The 19,055-nt window shown below is 64.4% G+C and carries 21 protein-coding genes; 14 read left to right on the top strand and 7 right to left on the bottom strand.

What is annotated here, in order from left to right; all coding sequences use genetic code 11:
• Window positions 1-34: 34 nt before the first annotated feature.
• Window positions 35-1,027: an MBL fold metallo-hydrolase gene (locus tag AArc1_RS03280; protein ID WP_117362892.1), complete on the top strand. Its 993-nt coding sequence runs from the start codon at window positions 35-37 to the stop codon at window positions 1,025-1,027.
• Between the two features lie 2 nt (window positions 1,028-1,029).
• Here the strand turns inward: AArc1_RS03280 and AArc1_RS03275 are convergent, their stop codons facing one another.
• Window positions 1,030-1,983 carry an AAA family ATPase gene (locus tag AArc1_RS03275; protein ID WP_117365761.1) on the bottom strand — a complete coding sequence of 318 codons (954 nt, stop codon included), beginning with the start codon at window positions 1,981-1,983 and terminating at the stop codon, window positions 1,030-1,032.
• Window positions 1,984-2,193: 210 nt separating this feature from the next.
• Here AArc1_RS03275 and AArc1_RS03270 point away from each other — a divergent pair, with 210 nt between their 5' ends.
• A complete protein-coding gene (locus tag AArc1_RS03270; protein ID WP_267130087.1) occupies window positions 2,194-2,658 on the top strand; it encodes a Tfx family DNA-binding protein in 465 nt (154 codons plus the stop codon).
• Between the two features lie 114 nt (window positions 2,659-2,772).
• Here AArc1_RS03270 and ubaA read toward each other — a convergent pair whose 3' ends face one another.
• Window positions 2,773-3,642, bottom strand: coding sequence for an SAMP-activating enzyme E1 (gene ubaA / locus AArc1_RS03265; RefSeq protein WP_117362890.1), 870 nt, complete (start codon window positions 3,640-3,642; stop codon window positions 2,773-2,775).
• A 198-nt stretch (window positions 3,643-3,840) separates the two neighbouring features.
• Between ubaA and AArc1_RS19275 the strand changes: the two genes are divergently transcribed.
• The 5 genes from AArc1_RS19275 to AArc1_RS03245 all read left to right on the top strand — a co-directional run bounded on the left by AArc1_RS19275 (window position 3,841) and on the right by AArc1_RS03245 (window position 8,288).
• Complete coding sequence (locus AArc1_RS19275) at window positions 3,841-4,026, top strand: HVO_0416 family zinc finger protein (protein WP_117362889.1); 186 nt, start codon at window positions 3,841-3,843, stop codon at window positions 4,024-4,026.
• 188 nt (window positions 4,027-4,214) lie between these two features.
• Window positions 4,215-4,373: a DUF7563 family protein gene (locus AArc1_RS19750; RefSeq protein ID WP_449289249.1), complete on the top strand. Its 159-nt coding sequence runs from the start codon at window positions 4,215-4,217 to the stop codon at window positions 4,371-4,373.
• 153 nt (window positions 4,374-4,526) lie between these two features.
• Entirely contained in the window at window positions 4,527-6,389 is a 1,863-nt protein-coding gene (locus AArc1_RS03255) for a UvrD-helicase domain-containing protein (protein WP_117362888.1), read from the top strand.
• Window positions 6,390-6,392: 3 nt separating this feature from the next.
• Window positions 6,393-7,478 carry a M24 family metallopeptidase gene (locus tag AArc1_RS03250; RefSeq protein ID WP_117362887.1) on the top strand — a complete coding sequence of 362 codons (1,086 nt, stop codon included), beginning with the start codon at window positions 6,393-6,395 and terminating at the stop codon, window positions 7,476-7,478.
• A gap of 102 nt (window positions 7,479-7,580) precedes the next feature.
• On the top strand, window positions 7,581-8,288 hold the full coding sequence (locus AArc1_RS03245; RefSeq protein WP_117362886.1) for a riboflavin synthase: 708 nt from the start codon (window positions 7,581-7,583) through the stop codon (window positions 8,286-8,288).
• 92 nt (window positions 8,289-8,380) lie between these two features.
• Here the strand turns inward: AArc1_RS03245 and AArc1_RS03240 are convergent, their stop codons facing one another.
• Window positions 8,381-9,385 carry a PrsW family intramembrane metalloprotease gene (locus tag AArc1_RS03240; RefSeq protein ID WP_117362885.1) on the bottom strand — a complete coding sequence of 335 codons (1,005 nt, stop codon included), beginning with the start codon at window positions 9,383-9,385 and terminating at the stop codon, window positions 8,381-8,383.
• A gap of 148 nt (window positions 9,386-9,533) precedes the next feature.
• Here AArc1_RS03240 and AArc1_RS03235 point away from each other — a divergent pair, with 148 nt between their 5' ends.
• Window positions 9,534-10,958: a DUF402 domain-containing protein gene (locus AArc1_RS03235; protein WP_117362884.1), complete on the top strand. Its 1,425-nt coding sequence runs from the start codon at window positions 9,534-9,536 to the stop codon at window positions 10,956-10,958.
• A gap of 29 nt (window positions 10,959-10,987) precedes the next feature.
• Here AArc1_RS03235 and AArc1_RS03230 read toward each other — a convergent pair whose 3' ends face one another.
• Both AArc1_RS03230 and AArc1_RS03225 read right to left on the bottom strand, forming a co-directional pair.
• Window positions 10,988-11,440, bottom strand: a complete 453-nt coding sequence (locus AArc1_RS03230) for an NUDIX hydrolase (RefSeq protein ID WP_117362883.1) — start codon at window positions 11,438-11,440, stop codon at window positions 10,988-10,990.
• A gap of 139 nt (window positions 11,441-11,579) precedes the next feature.
• Entirely contained in the window at window positions 11,580-12,566 is a 987-nt protein-coding gene (locus tag AArc1_RS03225) for a bile acid:sodium symporter family protein (RefSeq protein ID WP_117362882.1), read from the bottom strand.
• A 135-nt stretch (window positions 12,567-12,701) separates the two neighbouring features.
• Between AArc1_RS03225 and AArc1_RS03220 the strand changes: the two genes are divergently transcribed.
• The 4 genes from AArc1_RS03220 to AArc1_RS03205 all read left to right on the top strand — a co-directional run bounded on the left by AArc1_RS03220 (window position 12,702) and on the right by AArc1_RS03205 (window position 15,003).
• Window positions 12,702-12,911, top strand: coding sequence for a hypothetical protein (locus tag AArc1_RS03220; protein WP_117362881.1), 210 nt, complete (start codon window positions 12,702-12,704; stop codon window positions 12,909-12,911).
• Between the two features lie 113 nt (window positions 12,912-13,024).
• Window positions 13,025-13,924, top strand: a complete 900-nt coding sequence (locus AArc1_RS03215; protein ID WP_117362880.1) for an acyltransferase — start codon at window positions 13,025-13,027, stop codon at window positions 13,922-13,924.
• A 154-nt stretch (window positions 13,925-14,078) separates the two neighbouring features.
• Window positions 14,079-14,402, top strand: a complete 324-nt coding sequence (locus AArc1_RS03210) for a DUF7577 domain-containing protein (protein ID WP_117365760.1) — start codon at window positions 14,079-14,081, stop codon at window positions 14,400-14,402.
• 286 nt (window positions 14,403-14,688) lie between these two features.
• Complete coding sequence (locus tag AArc1_RS03205) at window positions 14,689-15,003, top strand: HalOD1 output domain-containing protein (protein ID WP_117362879.1); 315 nt, start codon at window positions 14,689-14,691, stop codon at window positions 15,001-15,003.
• An 85-nt stretch (window positions 15,004-15,088) separates the two neighbouring features.
• Here AArc1_RS03205 and AArc1_RS03200 read toward each other — a convergent pair whose 3' ends face one another.
• Entirely contained in the window at window positions 15,089-15,838 is a 750-nt protein-coding gene (locus AArc1_RS03200; RefSeq protein ID WP_117362878.1) for a hypothetical protein, read from the bottom strand.
• A 285-nt stretch (window positions 15,839-16,123) separates the two neighbouring features.
• Between AArc1_RS03200 and AArc1_RS03195 the strand changes: the two genes are divergently transcribed.
• The gene (locus AArc1_RS03195; RefSeq protein WP_117362877.1) at window positions 16,124-16,369 is read left to right on the top strand and encodes a PRC-barrel domain containing protein; all 246 of its coding nucleotides are present in this window, start codon (window positions 16,124-16,126) and stop codon (window positions 16,367-16,369) included.
• Between the two features lie 52 nt (window positions 16,370-16,421).
• Here the strand turns inward: AArc1_RS03195 and prf1 are convergent, their stop codons facing one another.
• A complete protein-coding gene (gene prf1 / locus AArc1_RS03190) occupies window positions 16,422-17,681 on the bottom strand; it encodes a peptide chain release factor aRF-1 (RefSeq protein WP_117362876.1) in 1,260 nt (419 codons plus the stop codon).
• 277 nt (window positions 17,682-17,958) lie between these two features.
• Between prf1 and AArc1_RS03185 the strand changes: the two genes are divergently transcribed.
• A complete protein-coding gene (locus AArc1_RS03185; RefSeq protein ID WP_117362875.1) occupies window positions 17,959-18,804 on the top strand; it encodes a MinD/ParA family ATP-binding protein in 846 nt (281 codons plus the stop codon).
• Window positions 18,805-19,055 lie beyond the last annotated feature (251 nt).

Genomic DNA, 19,055 nt, shown 5'->3' with positions numbered 1-19,055 from the left:
AAAGGTTTTGTTCGATCCCATGCCTCTCTGGCCCATGGAACGAATTCCACTGTCGAACTCCGCGTTCGAAGGCGACAACAACGCCTACCTCTTCGCCGACGGCGACGAGGTCGTCATGGTCGACACCGGCGACTGGATGGCGACGACTCGAGAGCAACTCGAGGCCGAGTTCGCCGACCGAGGCGTCTCGTTCGCCGACGTCGACCGGATCTTCCTCACCCACTGGCACCACGACCACGTCGGGCTGGCCGGCGAGATCCAGGCCGAGAGCGACGCGGCGGTGTACGCCCACGCCGCCGACGCACCGCTGATCGAGGGCGACGACGACGCCTGGGCCGACCTCCAGGAACTACAGGAGGCGTACTTCGAGTCCTGGGGCATTCCAGAGGCGGGCCGCGAAGTGTTGCGCGAGCGCATGATCCACGGCGGCGTCTCGATGGAGTTTCCGGACGTCACGACCTTCGAGGACGGGGCAACGTTCACCGTAAACGACACCGAGCTGACGGCCGTCCACACCTCCGGCCACGCGGCCGGGCTCTGTATCTTCGAGTTCGAGAACGGCGACAGTCGGGACGTTATCTCCGGTGACGCCCTGTTGCCAGTCTACACCCCCAACGTCGGCGGCGCGGACGTCCGCGTCGACCAGCCCCTCGAGAAGTATCTCGGAGCACTCCAGCGGATCGTCGACGCCGACTACGACCGCGCCTGGCCGGGCCACCGCGACCCGATCGACGACCCCGCCGATCGCGCAGCTTACATTATTCACCACCACGAAGAACGGTCCTACCGGGTACTCGACGCGCTCGACCGGCTGGGCCCCTGTGACACCTGGACCGTCAGCGCCGACCTCTTCGGCGACCTCGAGGACATCCACATCCTCCACGGCCCCGGCGAATCCTACGCCCACCTCGAGCACTTAGAACGCGACGGCACCGTCGTCCGCGACGGCGACGAGTATCGCCTCGCCGACGGCGTCAGCGACCGACTGGCGGCGCTTTCGGAAGAACGCTGGGAACTCGAGTATTGATCTCAATCGGCCATCGACGGCACCGCCACGCGCTCGAGGGCCCCCTCGACGATGGCGGCCGGATCGACCCCACGGACTTCGGCGTCGGTCGTCAGCACGAGCCGGTGATCGACGACCGGGTGGACCACCGCGTGGACGTCCTCCGGCGCGACGTAGTCTCTGCCGGCGATCGCCGCCCGTGCTCGAGCCGCCTCGAACAGCCGCTGGACGCCACGCGGGGAGACGCCGACGTCGACGCGGTCGTCCTCGCGAGTCGCCCGAGAGACGTCGACGATGTACTCACGGAGCGCCGGGTCGACGGTAACTGTCTCGGGGACCGACTGCAGGGCGAGGACGGTTTTCCGACCGACGACTGGATCGACCGCTGGCGTCCGCGACCGACGGCTCGCCCGGCGGTCGATCAGTTCGATCTCACCCATCCGGTCGGGATAGCCCAGTTCGGTTTTGACCATGAACCGGTCGATCTGCGCTTCCGGAAGTGGGAAGGTCCCCTCCTGCTCGACGGGGTTTTGCGTCGCAACGACGAAAAACGGCTCCGGCAACGGGCGCGTTTCGCCACCGACCGTCACCTGCGTTTCACCCATCGCCTCGAGCAACGCAGCTTGGGTCTTCGGCGGCGCACGGTTGATCTCGTCGGCGAGCACCACGTTGGCGAAGATCGGACCTGCCTCGAACGAGAACGTCCCGGCGTGCTCATCGTAGACGTGCGTGCCCGTCACGTCGGCCGGAAGCAGGTCGGGAGTGAACTGAATTCGGCTGAACTCGAGACCGAGCGCCGTCGCCAGCGACCGCGCGGTGAGCGTCTTCCCGGTGCCGGGGACGTCCTCGAGCAAGACGTGGCCTTCGGCGACGACAGCCGTTAGGATCGTCTCGAGCCGCCTATGGTCGGCGATCACGGCGCCGCGAAGCTCCTCGAGGACGGCGTCAGCCGTCCTCGCGGCCTCGGAAACGTTCATGTCTCGTGGCACTTCCGCGAGCGGCATATAGCGTTCGGCTCCTCGCATCCCGTGGACACGGATCGAGAGGCACGACCGGAGACAGTTCAGTCGCTACTATCACGCCCTCGAGAGGCGATCGACTCGAAGAGACCGGGGAAGCTTTGATCCCACCACCAATTACTATGCACGTATGAGTACGCGAGTCCGAGCGCCCAGGAGGTGTCGGCAGTGATCGACGAGGTCGACGAGTTGCTCGAGGAAATCGGGTTCGATCCGCAGACGAGCGTACTGACCTATCGCCAGGCACAGGTACTTTCATTGCGCGAACGCGGTATCTCACAGGCCGACATCGCCGCCGAACTCGGGACCTCGCGGGCGAACGTCTCGTCGGTCGAGTCGAGTGCTCGCGAGAACTTACAGAAAGCCCGCGAGACGGTCGCGTTCGCGGAGGCACTCCGGGCACCGGTTCGCGTTCGCGTGCCGGCGGGAACAGACCTTTACGACGTCCCCCAGCTCGTCTACGAGGCCTGTGACGACGAGGGCGTCAAGGTCGACTATACGGCGCCCGACCTGATGAAAACCGTCAGCGACGCCGCCGGCTCGGCCGTTTCCGGGCGAAAGATCGCGACGCCGCTGATCGTCGGGGTGACCTCGGAGGGAATGGTCCGAGTTCGCCACCAGGATCGCGAATAATCGCGAACGAGAGGACGGTTGCGCTGTAGTCCATCATACGGATCATTACGCCGTTCTACCGCTGACCGCTCTGACGGGACGGCGATCACCGGTAAAGAATTGTAACAGACCGTATCAGTCGGCCGTCAACGAACAGCTCCCCTCATAGGTTGCGTCGGCAACCGACTCGATCACGGGATCGTCGCCACAGACCGGGCAGTCGGGATTCGACCGGATTTCGACGGTCTCGAAGCTCATGTCCATCGCATCGTAAAGCAACAGCCGACCCTCGAGCAGGTCGCCCGTCTCGAGTATGACCTTGACGGCCTCCGTCGCCTGAATGCAGCCAACGGTGCCAGGGAGGACACCGAGGACGCCGGTGGTGGCACAGTCGGGGACCGTCCCCGGTTCGGGCGCTTCCGGGAAGAGACAGCGGTAACACGGCTGGGACTCGCCGCCGACTTCGGCTGCCTCGGCTGTGTCGGGATCGCTCGAGCGGTCGTTCGTGAACGTCGTCACCTGCCCTTCGAACCGATAGATCGCCCCGTGACAGAGCGGCGTCTCGGAGAGCACACAGTAGTCGTTCAGCAGGTACCGGGTCGCGAAGTTGTCGCTGGCGTCGAGGACGAGGTCGTAGTCGTCGACGAGCGCCGCCACGTTGTCGGGCGTAAGCCGCGTTTCGTGGACGTCGACGTCGACGTCCGGGTTGAGCGCCGCCACGTAGTCGGCGGCACTGTCAGCTTTCGGCGTTCCGACGTCCGCGTCGGCGTGGACGATCTGTCGCTGCAGGTTCGAGCGCTCGACGACGTCGTCGTCGACGATCCCCAGCCGACCGACGCCGGCGGCCGCGAGGTACTGGATCGCCGGCGAGCCGAGGCCGCCCGCACCGACGACGAGAACGCTCCCCTCGAGCAGGCGTTGTTGGCCCTCGGGACCGATCTCGTCCATGATGACGTGTCTCGAGTAGCGATCGAGTTGGGTCGCATCGAGGCGAAGGTCGCTCATACGTCGTCTTTGGATGGACCGTGAGAAAAGTCCGCGGGTCGATTCGAACCCGAGAGCTGGCTGCGTTCGGCCTTCCGTGAGCGAGGACGGTCGACGCTCACCCACATGCCCATTACTGTGTGGTATTTTGTCGCAAAGACGAGGCAGTCCTTTCACCCACCCCAACGGTTTAGTAGTATGCTGACTATTCACACACCTATGGCATCCTCACCCAACGGTGCCGGTGACGACGTGTTCGATCAATTCCTCGTGGATCGCGGTCACACGGTAGAACGAGTCGGGTGGGAACAGGAGTATAACAAAAAGCAGTGTCCCGAGTGTGGCGGACTCCACGATACGTCCGCCAGCTGCTGTACTGTCTGTGGGTGGGAACCGACCATATAGTCGCTCAAGGTCGGTTCGCTCGAGTTCCGACGCTGAGTCCGGAACGCAGGCCGTGGCCGTGACGGGCGAACCGGATCGCGGTCGGTAACGTGAGTCCGGTCGACGGCGACGATACAATCAGTCATTTTTGCGGCCCGGTGCGACACAATTATTAGAGAGTACGCACCAGTATCGTATTGGGTATACCGATGCCGGAATGTCAGAACTGCGGCGCATTCGTGACAGACGCATACGCCAGGGTATTCACGCCACGTGGCGTGGACGACCCACGCGTTTGTCCAGAGTGTGAAGACAAAATCCGCGACGGCGCCGACGTACGAACCGCCCGCTCCCCGCGAAACTCATAACAGTTCCATCCCACTCGACGGGACGTTCTCGTCGAGTGTTCGGTCCTGATTGGGACATCCGTTTCCACGAATCTCCAACGCCGGCGCGTCTCCCGGCCGTTTGTCGAAGAAAACCCACGTGACTTATGGGTCTAGCGCTCTTGAACAGCTACAATGGCTACCACGGAGACGAAGGTGACCCGGTTGTTCGGTGGTCCGGGCAGTGGGAAGACGACTGCCTTGCTCGACCACGTCGAAGAGATTCTCGATCGTGACGACGTCACGTTCCGGGACATTCTCGTCGTTTCCTACACCCGCGCGGCCGCACAGGAAGTTCGCGAACGACTCGCCGACCGGCTCGACGAAAGCCCACGGGCGCTCCAGGGCAACGTCTGTACGATGCACGCCAAGGCGTACGATCTTCTCGATCTCTCTCGGAGCGACGTCATCGGCGAGAAGGACAAAGAGGAGTTCTGTGAGGATTTCGGCCTCGAGTTCGAAGACGAATACTCCGGTGCTGGCCGACGGACGGCCCGCTCGACGACAATCGGGAACAAGATCATCGCCACGAGTCAGTGGCTCCAGCGAACGCGCCGTGACGTCGCTGACTGGTACGACGTTCCCTTCCAGTGGGACGTCGAAGAGGTCAGACTGCCGCCGGAGATCGACCCGAACGCCCAGGAAGGAAACAAGTACACCCCGACCTGGCCATCCGACGACGATCGGATCGACGTCCCGGAAGCGATCCGCGGCTGGCGATCCTACAAGGGCGAGCAGGGCAAGATCGGCTTCGCCGACATGTTAGAGCGGGTCAGACAACGCTCGCTCGTCCCGAACGTCGACTACCTCGTGATCGACGAGTTCCAGGACATTACGACCCTGCAGTACGACGTCTACGAAGAGTGGAAACCCCACGTCGAAGAGGTCCTGATCGCCGGTGACGACGACCAGGTCGTCTACTCCTGGCAAGGCGCCGACCCGGCGCTCTTACTCGAGGAGGACGTCGACGAGGACGTCATCCTCCCGAACTCCTACCGGTTGCCCTCGAACGTGCTCAACGCGGTGAACAAGGAGATTCGCCACATCGATCAGCGCCAGGACAAAGACCTCAATCCGCGCAAGGAAGGCGGGAGCGTCGAGGCTCGTCGGAACGCCTCGATGCTCGACGTCGTTCGGATGGTCCGGCGGACCCTCGTCGAAGGCGATGGGACGATCATGGTGCTGTTCCGGGCGCGGTACCAGATGTTCCAGTTCATCGATGAGTTCATCACTGAAGGCGTCCCCTTCAGTTCGCTGACCGACCAGCGGATGTGGACCGACCGACTCACCGACTACGTCCGAGCCGTCGAGGCGATCGACGAGGGCGAAGACGTCACCGGACTACAGGCCCGCCGACTCGCCGACATGCTCCAGGAGTCGGCGTTCGGCACCAACGAGCGCGACGAACTGTTCGATGCCATCGACGAGCGCCAGGAAGAAGCCGGCATCGACGATCTCGCGGAACTCATGATCCCTGGCGAGGTCATCGAAGAACACGCCCCATTCATGCCCGGTCCCGCCTCGGCGGGAGACATGGTTCGGAAAGTGACCAACTTCCAGAAAAAGAGTATCCGGTCGTACTTCGCGATCGGCGAGTACCGCGGGATGGACACCGATCGCGTCCGCGTCGGCACGATCCACTCCGCGAAGGGTCGCGAAGCCGACCACGTGATCGTCGGCACCGATCTCACCGAGAAGGTCGTCGAGCAGATGGTCGCGACCGTCGACGACCCCGAAGACATCCCCGGCTGTGAGGAGTTTACCAAGTCCACCTCGCCGGTCCCCATCCTCACCGACAACGAACGGCGCGTCTTCTACGTCGGCATGTCACGTGCCCGAGAGCGCCTGACGCTCCTCGAGAACTTAGTCGACGGCGCTCCGACCCTGCCGATCGACGTCCTGCTCAACAACGAGCTAACGGACGCGAGCTTAGAGGAATTGGTCGAAGCGGCCCAGCAGCCGATCGAGGCCGAAGAAGTCGAAGCCGAAGCACCCTGAGCCGTGCCCGAGGAGGTTCACACACATCTCGAGGCCGCCCTCGCCGACGAACTCGCCAGTCGCGACGCCGTGGCGTTCGTCCACGTCGGCACTCGACGTGACCCCGACGTCCGGTACTGTCCCCCAGTCGAACACGGCGGTGACGACGCAGTCGGTCGAGCCGTTCACGCCGTCGCGTTCGATCCCGACCGCGAGACGTGGCTGTCCCACTCGAGCGAGTCGACGGCCCACCCCGGCGAGGCGGTCGCGGATGCCCTCGCCGACCGCGGGCTCACAGGAACCGTTCTGACGCCGTCACGACTCCCCCACGACGCCGCACTCTTTCTCGAGCAGGCTGGCTTCCCGCTCGCTTCGACGGACGTCCTCGAACGGGCTCGAGCGACGAAAACACGAGCAGAACGCGACCGGATCGCGGCCGCACAGCGGGCTGCGAGTGCCGGCGTCCGTGCCGGTGTCGAACTGCTCGCCGAGGCGACCGTCGTCGACCCCGACGGGGACCTCGAGGTCGGCGGGACGGAACTGACCCTCGAACGGACTCGGGTCGCCATCGACGAAGCGATCGTCGCGGCGGCGGCGTTTCCAGCGGGAAAGACCCGGATCGAGCCGGGGACCGATGATGGGACACTCCGGGCTGGCACGCCACTTACGCTTTCGGTCGCTCCGCGAGGACCCGGCGGCTACTATGGGGGGCTCACCCGGACCGTCGTCGTCGAAAGCGACGGCGGAACGGATCGACGGGGACACGTCGCCGTCACTCACGCGCTTCGCTCGAGCGAGGCGATGCTCACCGCCGATTCGCAGTCGGTGACGGCCGTCGAGGCCGACCTCGAGGCCGAGGTCCGCGCGTTCGGCTTCCCGGAAGCCGACGATGTCGACACACGGGTCACGGGCGTCGGCCTCGAGCAGTACGAGCCGCCACTCGAGGGCAGCGAGACGATCGGTCCGGGGAGCGTCGTTCGACTCGAGGCGGCCGCCCGCGTCGGGGATGGCTGGATCCGACTGGCCGACGTACTCGCCGTCGACGACGACGGCGTCGAGTGGCTCAGCGCACCGTCACGAGCGCTCGAGCCGTCGGCGCTGCTCGAGTAGCGACCACGAGGCCGCGTTTTATACGGGTACTGTTCGCTCGATAGGTCGTCGGAGTCACGCGGACCCGGAACGGCTTTCCCCCGCCGTCGACCATCTGCGAGTATGTTCACGGGAATCGTCGAGGAGACCGGCGAGATCGTCGCTCGAGAGCAGACCGAGGAGGGGCTCCGGCTCCGAATCGGGGCCGACGAGGTCGCCACGGGACTCGAGCACGGCCAGAGCATCAGCGTCAGTGGAGCCTGTCTCACGGTCGAGCGGTACGCGGAGCGCGAGGCACAAAGCGCCTCGGAAAAACCAAGCGGTGATGGGCCGCGAGAGGAACGCGAGGCGCGTAATGCCTCCGAAGAGGCGAGCGGTGACGAATATCGGGAGTCGTGGTTCGAGGTCTTCCTCGCGAGTGAGACCGTCGAGCGGACCTATCTGGGTGACCTCGAAGTTGGCGAGACGGTCAACGTAGAGCGTGCGATGCCCGCCAATGGCCGGTTCGACGGTCACGTGGTCCAGGGCCACGTCGATGCGGTGGCGACGGTTCGCGACGTCGAGTCGGTCGGCGACGACTGGTTCTTCGAGTTCACCCTTCCCGAGGGCTACGACCGCTACGTCGTCGAGAAGGGCTCGATCACGCTCGACGGGATCAGCCTCACCGTCGCGGACGTCGCTCACGAGGCGGGAACCGTCACCGTCGCCATCATCCCCACGACGTACGACCTCACGACGCTCTCCGAGAAAGACGTCGGCGACCCCGTTCACCTCGAGGTCGACGTCCTCGCGAAGTACGTCGAACGGCTGCTCGAGTCGCGATTCGACTGACTCGAGGCGGTGCTCGAGGAGGCGTCCGTGACTGGGCCTCGAGCGGGCCACGACAGGACTCGAGCGCGGTCTGACGGGCGAGTAGAAGCCGATCAGCGCTGTGGCGGATCGAACTCGGTCAGTTCCGGAGTCACGTCCTCGGCGTCGTCTCTAACGGTGCGGTAGGTACGACGGTAGCGGGAGATCTTCCGGTAGAGGTAGTAGCCGACGAGGAGGTTGAAGAAGATCACGTAGCTGACGAACGCGAACGCGGCCGACACCGGATAGATCGTCGCGATCAGTTCGGGGACGATGCTGACCGTGGTGTTGTACGTGGCGTGGACGAACGCGGCGACGACCAGCCCCTTCACGACGAGCGGGCCAGCGTACTGCGGGTTGAACTTCGCGAGGCCGAGGTAATATCCCGCGATAGCCGAGTAAATGACGTGGCCTGGACCGACGAGTGCCCGAACCGTCGCGATCCCCGTCGCCGCGGTGAAGAAACCAGCGTCGGCCTGGGCGACGCTCCCACTGATGTAGATCGTGTTCTCGATCGCGGCGAATCCCAGCCCGGCGACGGCACCGTAGACCGCCCCGTCGAGCACCGAGTCGAACGTGTCGCTCCGGTAGGCGAACACCCGGACAGCCAGGAGTTTGACGGCCTCCTCGACCGGTCCGACGATCACGTAGAAAAACAGCGCCCAGCCGACCAGCGGGATGACCTGCAGATACGGTCCCGTGACCTCGTTGACGACGGCTGCAAACGTCGCAAAGAGCACCGCGAGGACGAACGTCGCCACGAGCAGCCCGAGCGGTTCGCTGGTCGTAACGTCCGTATACCAGATGAACCCGGCGAGCAACGCCGCAGGGACGATCGACAGCGCGAAAAATCCACCGAGCAGCGGCTCCTCGAGCAAGAGGATCGTCGGCTGGGCGAGCAAGAGCAGCGTAATCGCCAGTGCAACCAACAGGACGATCCCGTGAAATCCGTAGTTGATCCCGGCGTAGATAGCGTAGGCGACCCGGTCGAGCAGCGATCGCGGCTCCCACGTCGAGACGTCGTAGAGGTCTCGAGATTCCTCGTCGGCTCGTTCGACCGGGTCTCGCCTACGCTGCATGCCGGGACGTTAGGTCCCCGGACCAGTAAGCGTTCGCCACCGACACCGATTCGAGCGCCGCCAGGGCCGATTGCGCGGTCGAACTGAGACGTGCTCAACCTGTCACGACTCGGAATTCACAAAGGGGTGCCGGACGAAGCGATCAGCCATGACGAGGGTACGCGTTCGGGGCATCTACGCGACGGCGGTGACGCAGCTGTTGAGCGACGCTGGACTCGAGGTCGTCCAGGCCTCGGAACCGATCCGTGACCGGTTCGACGACGACGCGTTCACGATCGCGCCAGCAGACGTCTCGGTCTGGACGAGCCGGGACCGACAGGGGCTCGAGGTCTCCGGCGATCCCGACGCCGTCGAGTCGGTCGTCGACGAGCTCGCAACGCTCGCGATCGACACCTTCCACTGGCGCGGCGAGATCGCCCGCGGGGCCATCTACGACGCCGAAGTGCTCGAGGCCGCCGGCGGCAGCGGGGCGGTCGTCGACCTCGGCGAGGGCCGCCGGGGCTATCTGCGCTACGACGACGTCGACGGCTACGTCGATTCGGGCGATCGCTATCGCGTCCGGATCGCCGAGCCGACACCCCCCTGGGACGACGACCGACCGCTCGTCGAGCCCGGGCTCGAGGTCGAAGGCGGGCTCTGTACGCTCTCGCGGGACCGAACCGGCGTCTCGGCCGCGATGGGGGGCCCCGCAGCGGAAGAACTGGTCGGGATGACCGACCTGCTGTCGGTCGAGATCCCCGACGGCTGGGGCGTCCGCTGGCAGCACGCCGCCGCTGACGCCGATCTCGAGGCCATGCGGACCGCCCTCGAGCGCGCCGTCAGCCGGGTCGAACACCTCGAGGAGGACCTCGCCGACGCGCCGGACGACCCTGACACCCCCGGACAACTCCTCGGCCAGCGACGAACCGACTGGTACTGGTTCGGCCGCGAGTCAAGACTCACACTGGACGACGCCCGGCGAGAAGTCGAGACGACGATGGCCGGCCACCATCGGATCAAAGCCGCCGACCGGTCGGCCAGCGCCGCAGTCGACTTCGCCGAAGCCGTCTGTGATAGCCCCGGCGAGGCCGAGTTCCCGTTCGCCGCCGTCTCCCGGCAGTTCGGTCCCGTAGACGGCGACCGCCTCGAGATCGGCCACGGCAAGCCCGACGGCCGATACATCTCACTCGGCACCGGCGAGGTCACGGCGTGGGACCACGACGGCTCGATCACGCTCGAGCGCTCGATGCACGCTGGCGGCAGCTACGACGCCCTCGGAACACCCAAAGAAGCCGGCGACGTGGCCGTCACCAGGTTCCGTGAGGGGCGGTGGTGGTATCCGACGACGTACAAAACCGCCAACGGCGAGTCGAAAGGGACCTACGTCAACGTCTGCACGCCCGTCGAACTCTTCCCCGACTGCGTCCGCTACGTCGATCTCTACATCGACGTGATCCGCCGACCCGACGGATCGGTCGACATCGTCGACGCGGACGAACTCGAGGCCGCCGTCGACGACGGACTGCTCACGGAAGCGCTGGCCGAAAAGGCACGAAGCGTCGCCAAAGCGGTCGAACGGGCACTCTCGACGTAACGCCCTGAATCCGATCGCGCCCTTTTCGCTCAGTCGGAGAAACTCGAGATCGCATCCGCCGAGGGGACGGTCGGCAGCAGGTGGAGGTAGTCGTCGAGGTCGAGTGCGAACTCGGCCGCGGTCGGCGGAGCGACCCAGGACAGTTCGAACTCGGAACCGTGTTCCTCGCCGCCGTCGGTGACGACGTGCGTCCACCGGTCGCGTGGCTCGTGTACCGTCGCGTGGAAGAAGTGGCGGACGTATCGTTTCGACCGACGGCGCGTCCAGACGTCGGTCGTCAGGTGCGAGACGCCGTTTAACGTCCCGAGCCCCGTCTCTTCGAGTACCTCCCGGTGGAGCGCCTCGCGGGGTGACTCGCCCGGCTCGAGGGTACCTTTCGGGATCTGGAGACCGTCGTGGCCCGGCCCCTCGAAGACGAGCAGTTCACCGGTCGCTCGAGTGACGTAGGCACACGCCTTCTGGACGTGCGTGACCTCATTCATGTTATCTTATAACACACCAAACACACGTATAAGTATATGGGCGAGTAGATTAAAATCATATAAGGCCATCCATAGCTAGTTCACGTTCAATAGACAATCACCCAGAGACGAACGGAAACCGGCCGAAACTGGCTGGCGATCAGTCGGAGGTGATCCCCGGTTCGTAGTCCGAAACGGGCTCGCCGTCCGCTCGGGTAAAGAACGTCGCGAGTGCGGGCCCGGAGACGTTGTGCCAGACGCTGAACAGCGCCGGGACGAGTGCGGCGAGCGGATCGAAGAACGCGACGGCGATGGCGACCGCCAGGCCGCTGTTCTGGAGCCCGACCTCGAACGCACAGGCACGCGACCGGTCCTCACTCATCCCTGTCAGGTGCCCGACGCCGTAGCCGGCACCCAGTCCCAGCCCGTTGTGCAGAACGACCGCAAACAGGACGATCGCGCTGGCGGTGAGGATCTCTTCGACGTTGAGACCGACGACGGCCGCGACGATGGCGACGATGGCGGCGACGCTGATCGCAGGGAAGATCGACAGCCCTACCTTCGCCGCCGTCGGTGCGTAGGCGTCGAGGAGATACCGGAGTACGAGTCCAGCGACGACGGGAATCAAGACGATGAGCACGATCTCCTGGGCCATCTCGGCGAACGTGACCGTGATCTGCTCGCCGGCGAGCAAGACCACCCACGCCGGCATCACCAGCGGTGCCGCGATCGTCGTCACAGACGTAATCGTCACCGACAGTGCCACGTCGCCGCGGCCGAGGTACGTCATCACGTTCGAGGCCGTCCCACCCGGTGCGGCACCGACGAGGATCAGTCCGACGCCGATCTCCCACGGCAGCCCGAGGACGACGACCAGCCCGTACGCGAACAACGGCATCAACACCCACTGGGCGGCCGAGCCGATCAACACGTCTCGAGGCCGCTCGAGGATTCGACGAAAGTCCGCGGGCGTCAGCGTCAGCCCCATTCCGAGCATGACGAGGCCGAGCAACAGGGAGATGTGGTCGCCGATCGGGACGAACGTTCCGGGCGTATAGAGCGCGAGACCGGAAGCGATCAGCACCCAGACGACGAAGTACTTGCTCGTGACCCGTCCGATCCGTTCTATCGTGTCGATCCCGCTCATCGACGACTCACCGACTCGAGTATCGTAGTCATAGTCACTTATCGGCGAATACCAGATTATAAATGATGCGAATCGACCGTCGGTTTCGGGCCGTTCAGTCGAACCGCTGAAAGGAGTGGCGACCGAAGCACCGGTATGAGCGACACTCACCGGTGGCCGCCGGAACGGGTGTTAGTCGCGGTCATCCTCGCGTCCGTCGCCGCCGTCGTCCTCGCGACGCTTCGGTTCGACGTCGGCCCCCGACAGTTGACCGTCGGGACGGGAGTGGTCGCCGCTGGGCTGGTGATTACGTCGATCGCGCTTCCAGCCTGGTTGCTCTCGAAGTGGCAGGCCGAACAGCCGTGAGGAAACCGACGACGGCCGCCTCGAGGCCGGTAACCCTTGCGTTACCGGGAAAGCGCCGGCGAAACGAACGCACAACCGAACCCCTATCAAGGCGGCGGGCCATAGCACGCCATATGACAAAGCGGTACGTCTCGCTCCCTGACGAGGCGGAATCGGGCATGCGCGAGTTCATCGACGAGGTCGATCGACGACTGGCGAGCGACGAGGACACCTGTGCCGTCGTCGAGGACGTCCTGCTCGACCTCTCTGGGGACCGGGACGCCTACGAACGCTGGCAGGCCGGTGCCGAGGTTTCGGCGGCCGAGCGCGTCCGCCTCCAGAGTTACGATCCGTGCAACACGACGCTCGAGAGCGAGTACTACGCCGAAAAGGACGAAGCGACGTTTCGACGCTCGAAACACCTCCAGTGGCTCTGGCGTCAGTTCGATAGTCTGCCGATCGCGGACAACGTCGAGTTCGCCCTGCGGTTCCGACGGATGCTCGCAGACCACCTCTTCGAGGAGTGTGGAGAGAACTGCCGCTTTTTCAAGGGAATCACGTTCACCTATGGCCACAACATCACGGTCGGCGACAACGTCGTGATCCACGACGACGTCCACCTGGACGACCGCGGGACGCTGACCATCGGCGACCGCGTCTCGATCTCCGACGGCGTCCACATCTACAGCCACGACCACGACGTCGTCGACCAGACCGAGGTTCGGAACTACCACACCATCGTCGAAGACGACGTTCGACTCACTTACGACTCGATGGTCCGTGCTGGCTGTGCGGTCGGCGAAAACGCCATCGTCGGCGCCCGAGGAATCGTCCAACACGACGTACCCGCTCACCACATCGCCATCGGCACGCCAGCCAAGAGCGTCAAGATCAAACCGGGCTGGGAAGACGTCGCCACGCCGCTCGAGGAAGCCGGCGTCAACCGCCAGGAAGAACGCCACATCGAGTACGACCTTCCCGAGGACCTCGAGGTCTTCGACGAGTTTGGACGCGACCTGCGGCCCCCCCGGTAGGTCACCCGCTCGAGACACTGCCACCGGTTGAGACGGTTCGTTGGAACGTGTTAGCGGTGACCGCTACCCCGGTCGAGCGGTCACCGGTAACGAATTACAACAGACCGTGTGAGTCGGGGAACAGCCAAGTCCCTTGAGAGCCAATAGCACAGTGATGGAGCTCTGGGGTTGGCTCATCGGGTACGTACTGCTGTTCGCCCTGCTTCACCTGGTACTGTACTACGTGTACGTCCGGCGTGAAGAGGACGACGGCGCGGCGAGTGCGGCGTTCGCCGATCCCAACCGGGTCCGACCGCATGCCTCACCGGAGTCCGACCGATACGCCATCGCGACCGACGACAACGGCGATGTCGACCCGCCAGAGGATGAACACCATGTCGCTGGCGAGACGGTGCGCTGTCCTCACTGCGGCGCACAGAACGCAGCCGATCCGACCTTCACGTACTGCTGGCACTGCGTCTCGACGCTCCGGCAGTGACTGCCCCAGGCCACCTGGCGACGGGGTGACCACCGCGTGCGACTCCAGATAGTGGCACCGAGGCGACCAGCGCGGGCGTCCCTCACCGTCGTTGCGAGGGCTGGCTGCGACAGTGACAACGGTCGACTCGAGCACCACCCACCATCACCCAGGAGTTAACTGCTGAACAACTGAAGGCGATTTATCCGACAAATCAGTCAGGAATCGTCATTCCAGTGTGGATTCGTCGGTACGTAACGAATAGACTTTTAGTATCGTCCGCGAGTGACTCTCACGACGAATCGTTATGCACGGACATCCGACTTCGCCGCCACCATCACAGCCTCGAGCGATCTATCGTGCCGTTCACGATCCCGACGGTCCAGCGACGCTGAGTACGACCGTCGTTCACGCGCTGGCCGACTGTACGGGTCTCGATCCGACCGACGGACGCCTCTCACTGTACGACGCCATCGATCCAGACGCACTCGACGCTCTCTTCCGCCCCAAGTACGACGGCACGCCGCGAACCGGCGGCCACCTCTCGTTCGTCGTCGAGGACCACTACGTGACGGTGACCGCCGACGGAGAGATCACCGTCGAACCGCCGGTACGTCGGTGAGCGCCGGTCCAACTCGAGTTCCTGCTTTCTACTGGCCGTTTCCGCTGGCCGTCGCGACCCGATTCGCACACGGCGACCCGCAACGCTACGATTCGAGGCCCTCGACCCGCAAGGCCGACTCGAGTGCCCCGAGGTGGTCGATCCCGACGACGGCGACGACGTCACCGCGGGCTCGAAGCGACTCGAGACGCTCTATCATACACCGCTCGCGCGTCTCGTCCCGGTAGGCGAGTGCCGTCCCATCGGTGTCGACGCTTCCGAGTAACGCCTGGACGGTAGCGACGTGCGCCCGCTCGTGGGCGGCCTGTTCGGCCGGCGAATCGTCGTGCGAGCAGTCGTACTCGATCGGATCGTCGCAGACCACCGTCGTCGACGTCGCGTGCGTGAGGGTGGCCGCAATTCGGTAGGTAAGTGCCTCCCGGGTCGCTCCGCCGAGACTCGAGACGACCCGACGCGCCGTCGACGGCGGGACGCGGTCGGCGACCAATCGAGTGATGAGCCGTCGGAGGAACGACCAGTTTGGCGCGTCGATTCCCACAACGTCGGCGTCGGGAGCCGTACGGATCGCCGCGCTCATCTCGCCGCCGAAACGTGGAGACTCGTCCGAGTCACCGTCTCGAGCGTACGCTTGATAAAGCGGCAGTGCCGCGGGAGGCAACTCCAGTGCCAGCACGTCGGGAGCGATCGACTCGAGGACGCGTTCGACGCGCCCGATACTCGCCGGGTGGTCGTGAACGACACCGAGGAGGGTCAGCTCGGCCGAGACCCCGGGGAGCCGGCGACAGAACTGGCCGGTGATCCGGGGATCGTCGACGACGACGTGGCAGTCGGCCATTGATCGACTGGTAATACGCGACTAGCGTCATAACCCTTCTGTTGGAAACGAATGCGCTGCAGGACTGATCCGGAAACTGGGTGCGAAAAGCGCGCCTAGGCAGTGATTGCTGACCGTTTCAGCTCGACTAGGCACGACCTACGGGCACGACCGGGAGAAACAGTCCGTATCCCGTGACAACGATTTCGCCACTTTATATCGCGACCGGCCGTTGAGCCGGCCGACCTCCGTGACGGCAGTGAGCTGACAGCCCACTCGAGCCGTCGTCGACGCGGCCGACCAATCATGACTCGAGAGCACCTCACGAAAGACGACGAGGGAAAGCGTGTACTGAACACCGACGGGACCACCGTCGGACGCCTCGTCGACGTCGAGGACGGGCGTGGCTACGTCGAACCCAACCCGAGCGTCCTGGAGACGATCAAGGCCAGACTGGGCTGGGGGGACCCGACGGCCGCCGCCCACCCACTCGACGAGGGAAGCATCGAGAAGATCACCGACGACGCGGTCTACCTCCGCGGGACGCTCTGATCGACGCGAACGCACTCGAAAAGCAGAGACGGAAAACGAGCCAGGAACCCGTTCACACGCCGGTGTTGTACCGCAGGAGGCCGGCAAAGCCGCCGAAGGCGTTGTAAAGCTGTTCGCCCTTCTCGAAGTCGGTCGAGATGAACTTGGTCTCGGTGCCGCGCTGTTCGGCGATCTCGATGAGGTGGTCGATGGCGTCCTCGCGGTCCTCGTCGGTCGCCTCGACATCGACACCGCATTCGCTGCAGGTGTGTTCGGGCGTCGACTTGCGGCGGTCGAGTACCTCGCGGTCGGTGTTCCCACACTCCGTACAGGCGTAGCTAATGACGTCTTTCCGCAGGTCCTCGCTGATGAGCAGCCGGTCGACCGACCCCATCACGAGGTTCTCGCGGGTCTGCTCGAAGCCGTAGGTAGCGAGCTCGCCCGCGTTGAGTTCTTCGAAGAACTCCTCCATCACCTGCTTGTCTTTCATCACCTCGGCGTCGGCCAGTGCGTCTTCGGCGTTGTCGACGAGGTCTTTCAACCCCGACTCGTCCGTGTAGGCGACGTCGAACTTGCCGATGACCTTGTCCTGAATCTCGTGATGGAGGTAATCACCGTCCAGGAACTCGTCTTTGGTCGGTGACGGGCCACCGACCAGAATGCCGTCGACGTTGTGCCGTTTGGGAACGAACAGGTCGTTGGCCATCCCCGCAACTTCCTGGTAGAAGTTGTCGATTGCCTCGAGGCGCAGTCGGGCGAATCGCTGGGCGGACTGGCCACCTTTTCGCTGCTTGCCGGGAACGAGCGAGGAGGCGGACTTGACGGGTTCGATCCGTTTTCCTTTGAGCCAGCCGACGTTTGCCTCGCGACGGTCGAGGACGATCAGGCCGTAGAGGCCCTTGTCCGCGAGCATCTCCTCGAGCGGTTCGGTGAGAAAGTCAGAATCACAGTGATACCGAAAGGACTCGACGGGCTGTGGTGGGCTCTCTAGGGCGTTGGTGACCATTTCGGTCTGGCCACCGCCGGAGTTGACCGCACCGGAAAAGAGCACGATCCCGTTCTCCGGTGGGAAGGTATCGTAGTATCGCAGTCGGTCTTTGATGCTCGTCAGCGCGTCCTGGACGTTCGTTCGGGTCTGTTTCGACTTGATGTTCGCCGCTTCGCTGTGTTCCTGGGTGACGTGGGCGACGACGTCGCTGATCTTTCGGTCCTCGGGAACGTAGATCGTGACGAGTTGCGTCCCGGAGCCCTCGTAGTTCTTGAGGTCCTCGATAACCTTCCGGAATTCGTACTTCTTCCGGTCGGATTGCTCCTGCTCGGCCTCCTGGCTCATTGCCAGTACAAAACGGTGCTGTGGCTAAGTATTCTTTGACACGCTATCGGTATCGAACCAATCGAGACGCCACGGGCGACGGTCCTCCCGAGCCGGTGAGCGACCGACGACTGGTCGCCACCAAGCGGGTACTGTCAACGGTTCTCTGTGATGGTCGCTCGAGCTCACGGTCGGATTAGACCCCATACAAGAGCCTACCGGCCGAGTGGACGCCTGACGTCGTCCAATCGAGGTGACGATTTAAGGTGCTGCCGTTCCATCGTCCGCGTATCCGAGTATGTCCCACGAGACGGTCTATGCTATCGCGAGCGGGAAAGGAGGGGTCGGTAAGACGACGACGACGGTCAATCTCGGGACCGCGCTTGCGCAGGCTGGCGAGCGCGTCGCGATCGTCGACACCGACCTCGGAATGGCAAATCTGGCCGGATTTGTCAGCCTCACGCCCGACGCGACGACGCTACACGACGTTCTGGCTGGCGAGGCATCGATCGACGACGCCACGTACCGCCTGGCGGACAACATCGTTGCCGTCCCCAGCGGGACCGGCCTCGACGAGTACGCCGAAACGTCCCCTGAAGGGCTGCGCGACGCCGTTGCAGACCTTCGGGCGAAATACGACTACGTCTTCCTCGACGTCGGGGCAGGCATCAGCCACGAGACCGTCCTGCCGCTCGGGCTTGCCGACGCAGTCGTCGTCATCTCGACTCCCGAGCCCGCCTCCGTCCAGGACTCGAGAAAGACCATCGAGCTAACCGATCACGCCGGTGGGAGCGTCGCCGGCCTCGTGGTCACGCGCGTCCACCCCGATACCGAGGTCTCCTACGACGAGATCGCAGACCGCCTCGAGCTGTCGTTGCTGGGAGCCGTCCCCGAAGACGGGGCCGCCCGCGAGAGCGTCTACGCTGGGACGCCACTGGTCGTCTACCAGCCCGAAAGCCCGGCAGCGATCGCCTACCGCCGCATCGCCGCAGAGCTTGCGGGTATCGACACTGCACCCAGTTCGAGCGTGACCGACGCGACCGCGGCGGCCGACGCTGGTAACACTGGCGATGCCGAAGGCGACAGTGGAGCCGCACCCGACGACGTCTCGAGTGCGATTACCGAAGCCGAAACTGATTCCTGAGGCGTCGATACCGGCCACCAACCACTCGGGAACGACGGCAGTGGTCACCGGCTACCACGACGGTAGGCGGTGGCTGGACCACCCACTGGAACCCTCTGAACGGGCCGTTTCTATCGAATGGTGTGACTACCATCGGTCGGGTACAGTCGGTACATCGAGACAGTTCGGTTCTCGAGTATACGCCGCCACCCAGAGACGCTCAGGACGGCGGAAAAAGCAGTTTAGCGCCTCATTCGGACGATCTTTGACTG

This window comes from Natrarchaeobaculum sulfurireducens (assembly GCF_003430825.1).
GTDB classification, from domain to species: Archaea; Halobacteriota; Halobacteria; order Halobacteriales; family Natrialbaceae; genus Natrarchaeobaculum; species Natrarchaeobaculum sulfurireducens.
The sequence above is the reverse complement of the archived record's forward strand: the minus strand, read 5'-3'. Positions and strand labels throughout refer to the sequence as shown.

What these genes read in the sequence shown, in the direction of transcription:
- AArc1_RS03280 (WP_117362892.1), top strand. Translation starts at nt 35, where the DNA reads ATGGAACGAATTCCACTGTCGAACTCCGCGTTCGAAGGCGACAACAAC.
- AArc1_RS03275 (WP_117365761.1), bottom strand. Translation starts at nt 1,983, where the DNA reads ATGAACGTTTCCGAGGCCGCGAGGACGGCTGACGCCGTCCTCGAGGAG.
- ubaA (WP_117362890.1), bottom strand. Translation starts at nt 3,642, where the DNA reads ATGAGCGACCTTCGCCTCGATGCGACCCAACTCGATCGCTACTCGAGA.
- AArc1_RS19275 (WP_117362889.1), top strand. Translation starts at nt 3,841, where the DNA reads ATGGCATCCTCACCCAACGGTGCCGGTGACGACGTGTTCGATCAATTC.
- AArc1_RS19750 (WP_449289249.1), top strand. Translation starts at nt 4,215, where the DNA reads ATGCCGGAATGTCAGAACTGCGGCGCATTCGTGACAGACGCATACGCC.
- AArc1_RS03255 (WP_117362888.1), top strand. Translation starts at nt 4,527, where the DNA reads ATGGCTACCACGGAGACGAAGGTGACCCGGTTGTTCGGTGGTCCGGGC.
- AArc1_RS03245 (WP_117362886.1), top strand. Translation starts at nt 7,581, where the DNA reads ATGTTCACGGGAATCGTCGAGGAGACCGGCGAGATCGTCGCTCGAGAG.
- AArc1_RS03240 (WP_117362885.1), bottom strand. Translation starts at nt 9,385, where the DNA reads ATGCAGCGTAGGCGAGACCCGGTCGAACGAGCCGACGAGGAATCTCGA.
- AArc1_RS03235 (WP_117362884.1), top strand. Translation starts at nt 9,534, where the DNA reads ATGACGAGGGTACGCGTTCGGGGCATCTACGCGACGGCGGTGACGCAG.
- AArc1_RS03230 (WP_117362883.1), bottom strand. Translation starts at nt 11,440, where the DNA reads ATGAATGAGGTCACGCACGTCCAGAAGGCGTGTGCCTACGTCACTCGA.
- AArc1_RS03225 (WP_117362882.1), bottom strand. Translation starts at nt 12,566, where the DNA reads ATGAGCGGGATCGACACGATAGAACGGATCGGACGGGTCACGAGCAAG.
- AArc1_RS03220 (WP_117362881.1), top strand. Translation starts at nt 12,702, where the DNA reads ATGAGCGACACTCACCGGTGGCCGCCGGAACGGGTGTTAGTCGCGGTC.
- AArc1_RS03215 (WP_117362880.1), top strand. Translation starts at nt 13,025, where the DNA reads ATGACAAAGCGGTACGTCTCGCTCCCTGACGAGGCGGAATCGGGCATG.
- AArc1_RS03210 (WP_117365760.1), top strand. Translation starts at nt 14,079, where the DNA reads ATGGAGCTCTGGGGTTGGCTCATCGGGTACGTACTGCTGTTCGCCCTG.
- AArc1_RS03205 (WP_117362879.1), top strand. Translation starts at nt 14,689, where the DNA reads ATGCACGGACATCCGACTTCGCCGCCACCATCACAGCCTCGAGCGATC.
- AArc1_RS03200 (WP_117362878.1), bottom strand. Translation starts at nt 15,838, where the DNA reads ATGGCCGACTGCCACGTCGTCGTCGACGATCCCCGGATCACCGGCCAG.
- AArc1_RS03195 (WP_117362877.1), top strand. Translation starts at nt 16,124, where the DNA reads ATGACTCGAGAGCACCTCACGAAAGACGACGAGGGAAAGCGTGTACTG.
- prf1 (WP_117362876.1), bottom strand. Translation starts at nt 17,681, where the DNA reads ATGAGCCAGGAGGCCGAGCAGGAGCAATCCGACCGGAAGAAGTACGAA.
- AArc1_RS03185 (WP_117362875.1), top strand. Translation starts at nt 17,959, where the DNA reads ATGTCCCACGAGACGGTCTATGCTATCGCGAGCGGGAAAGGAGGGGTC.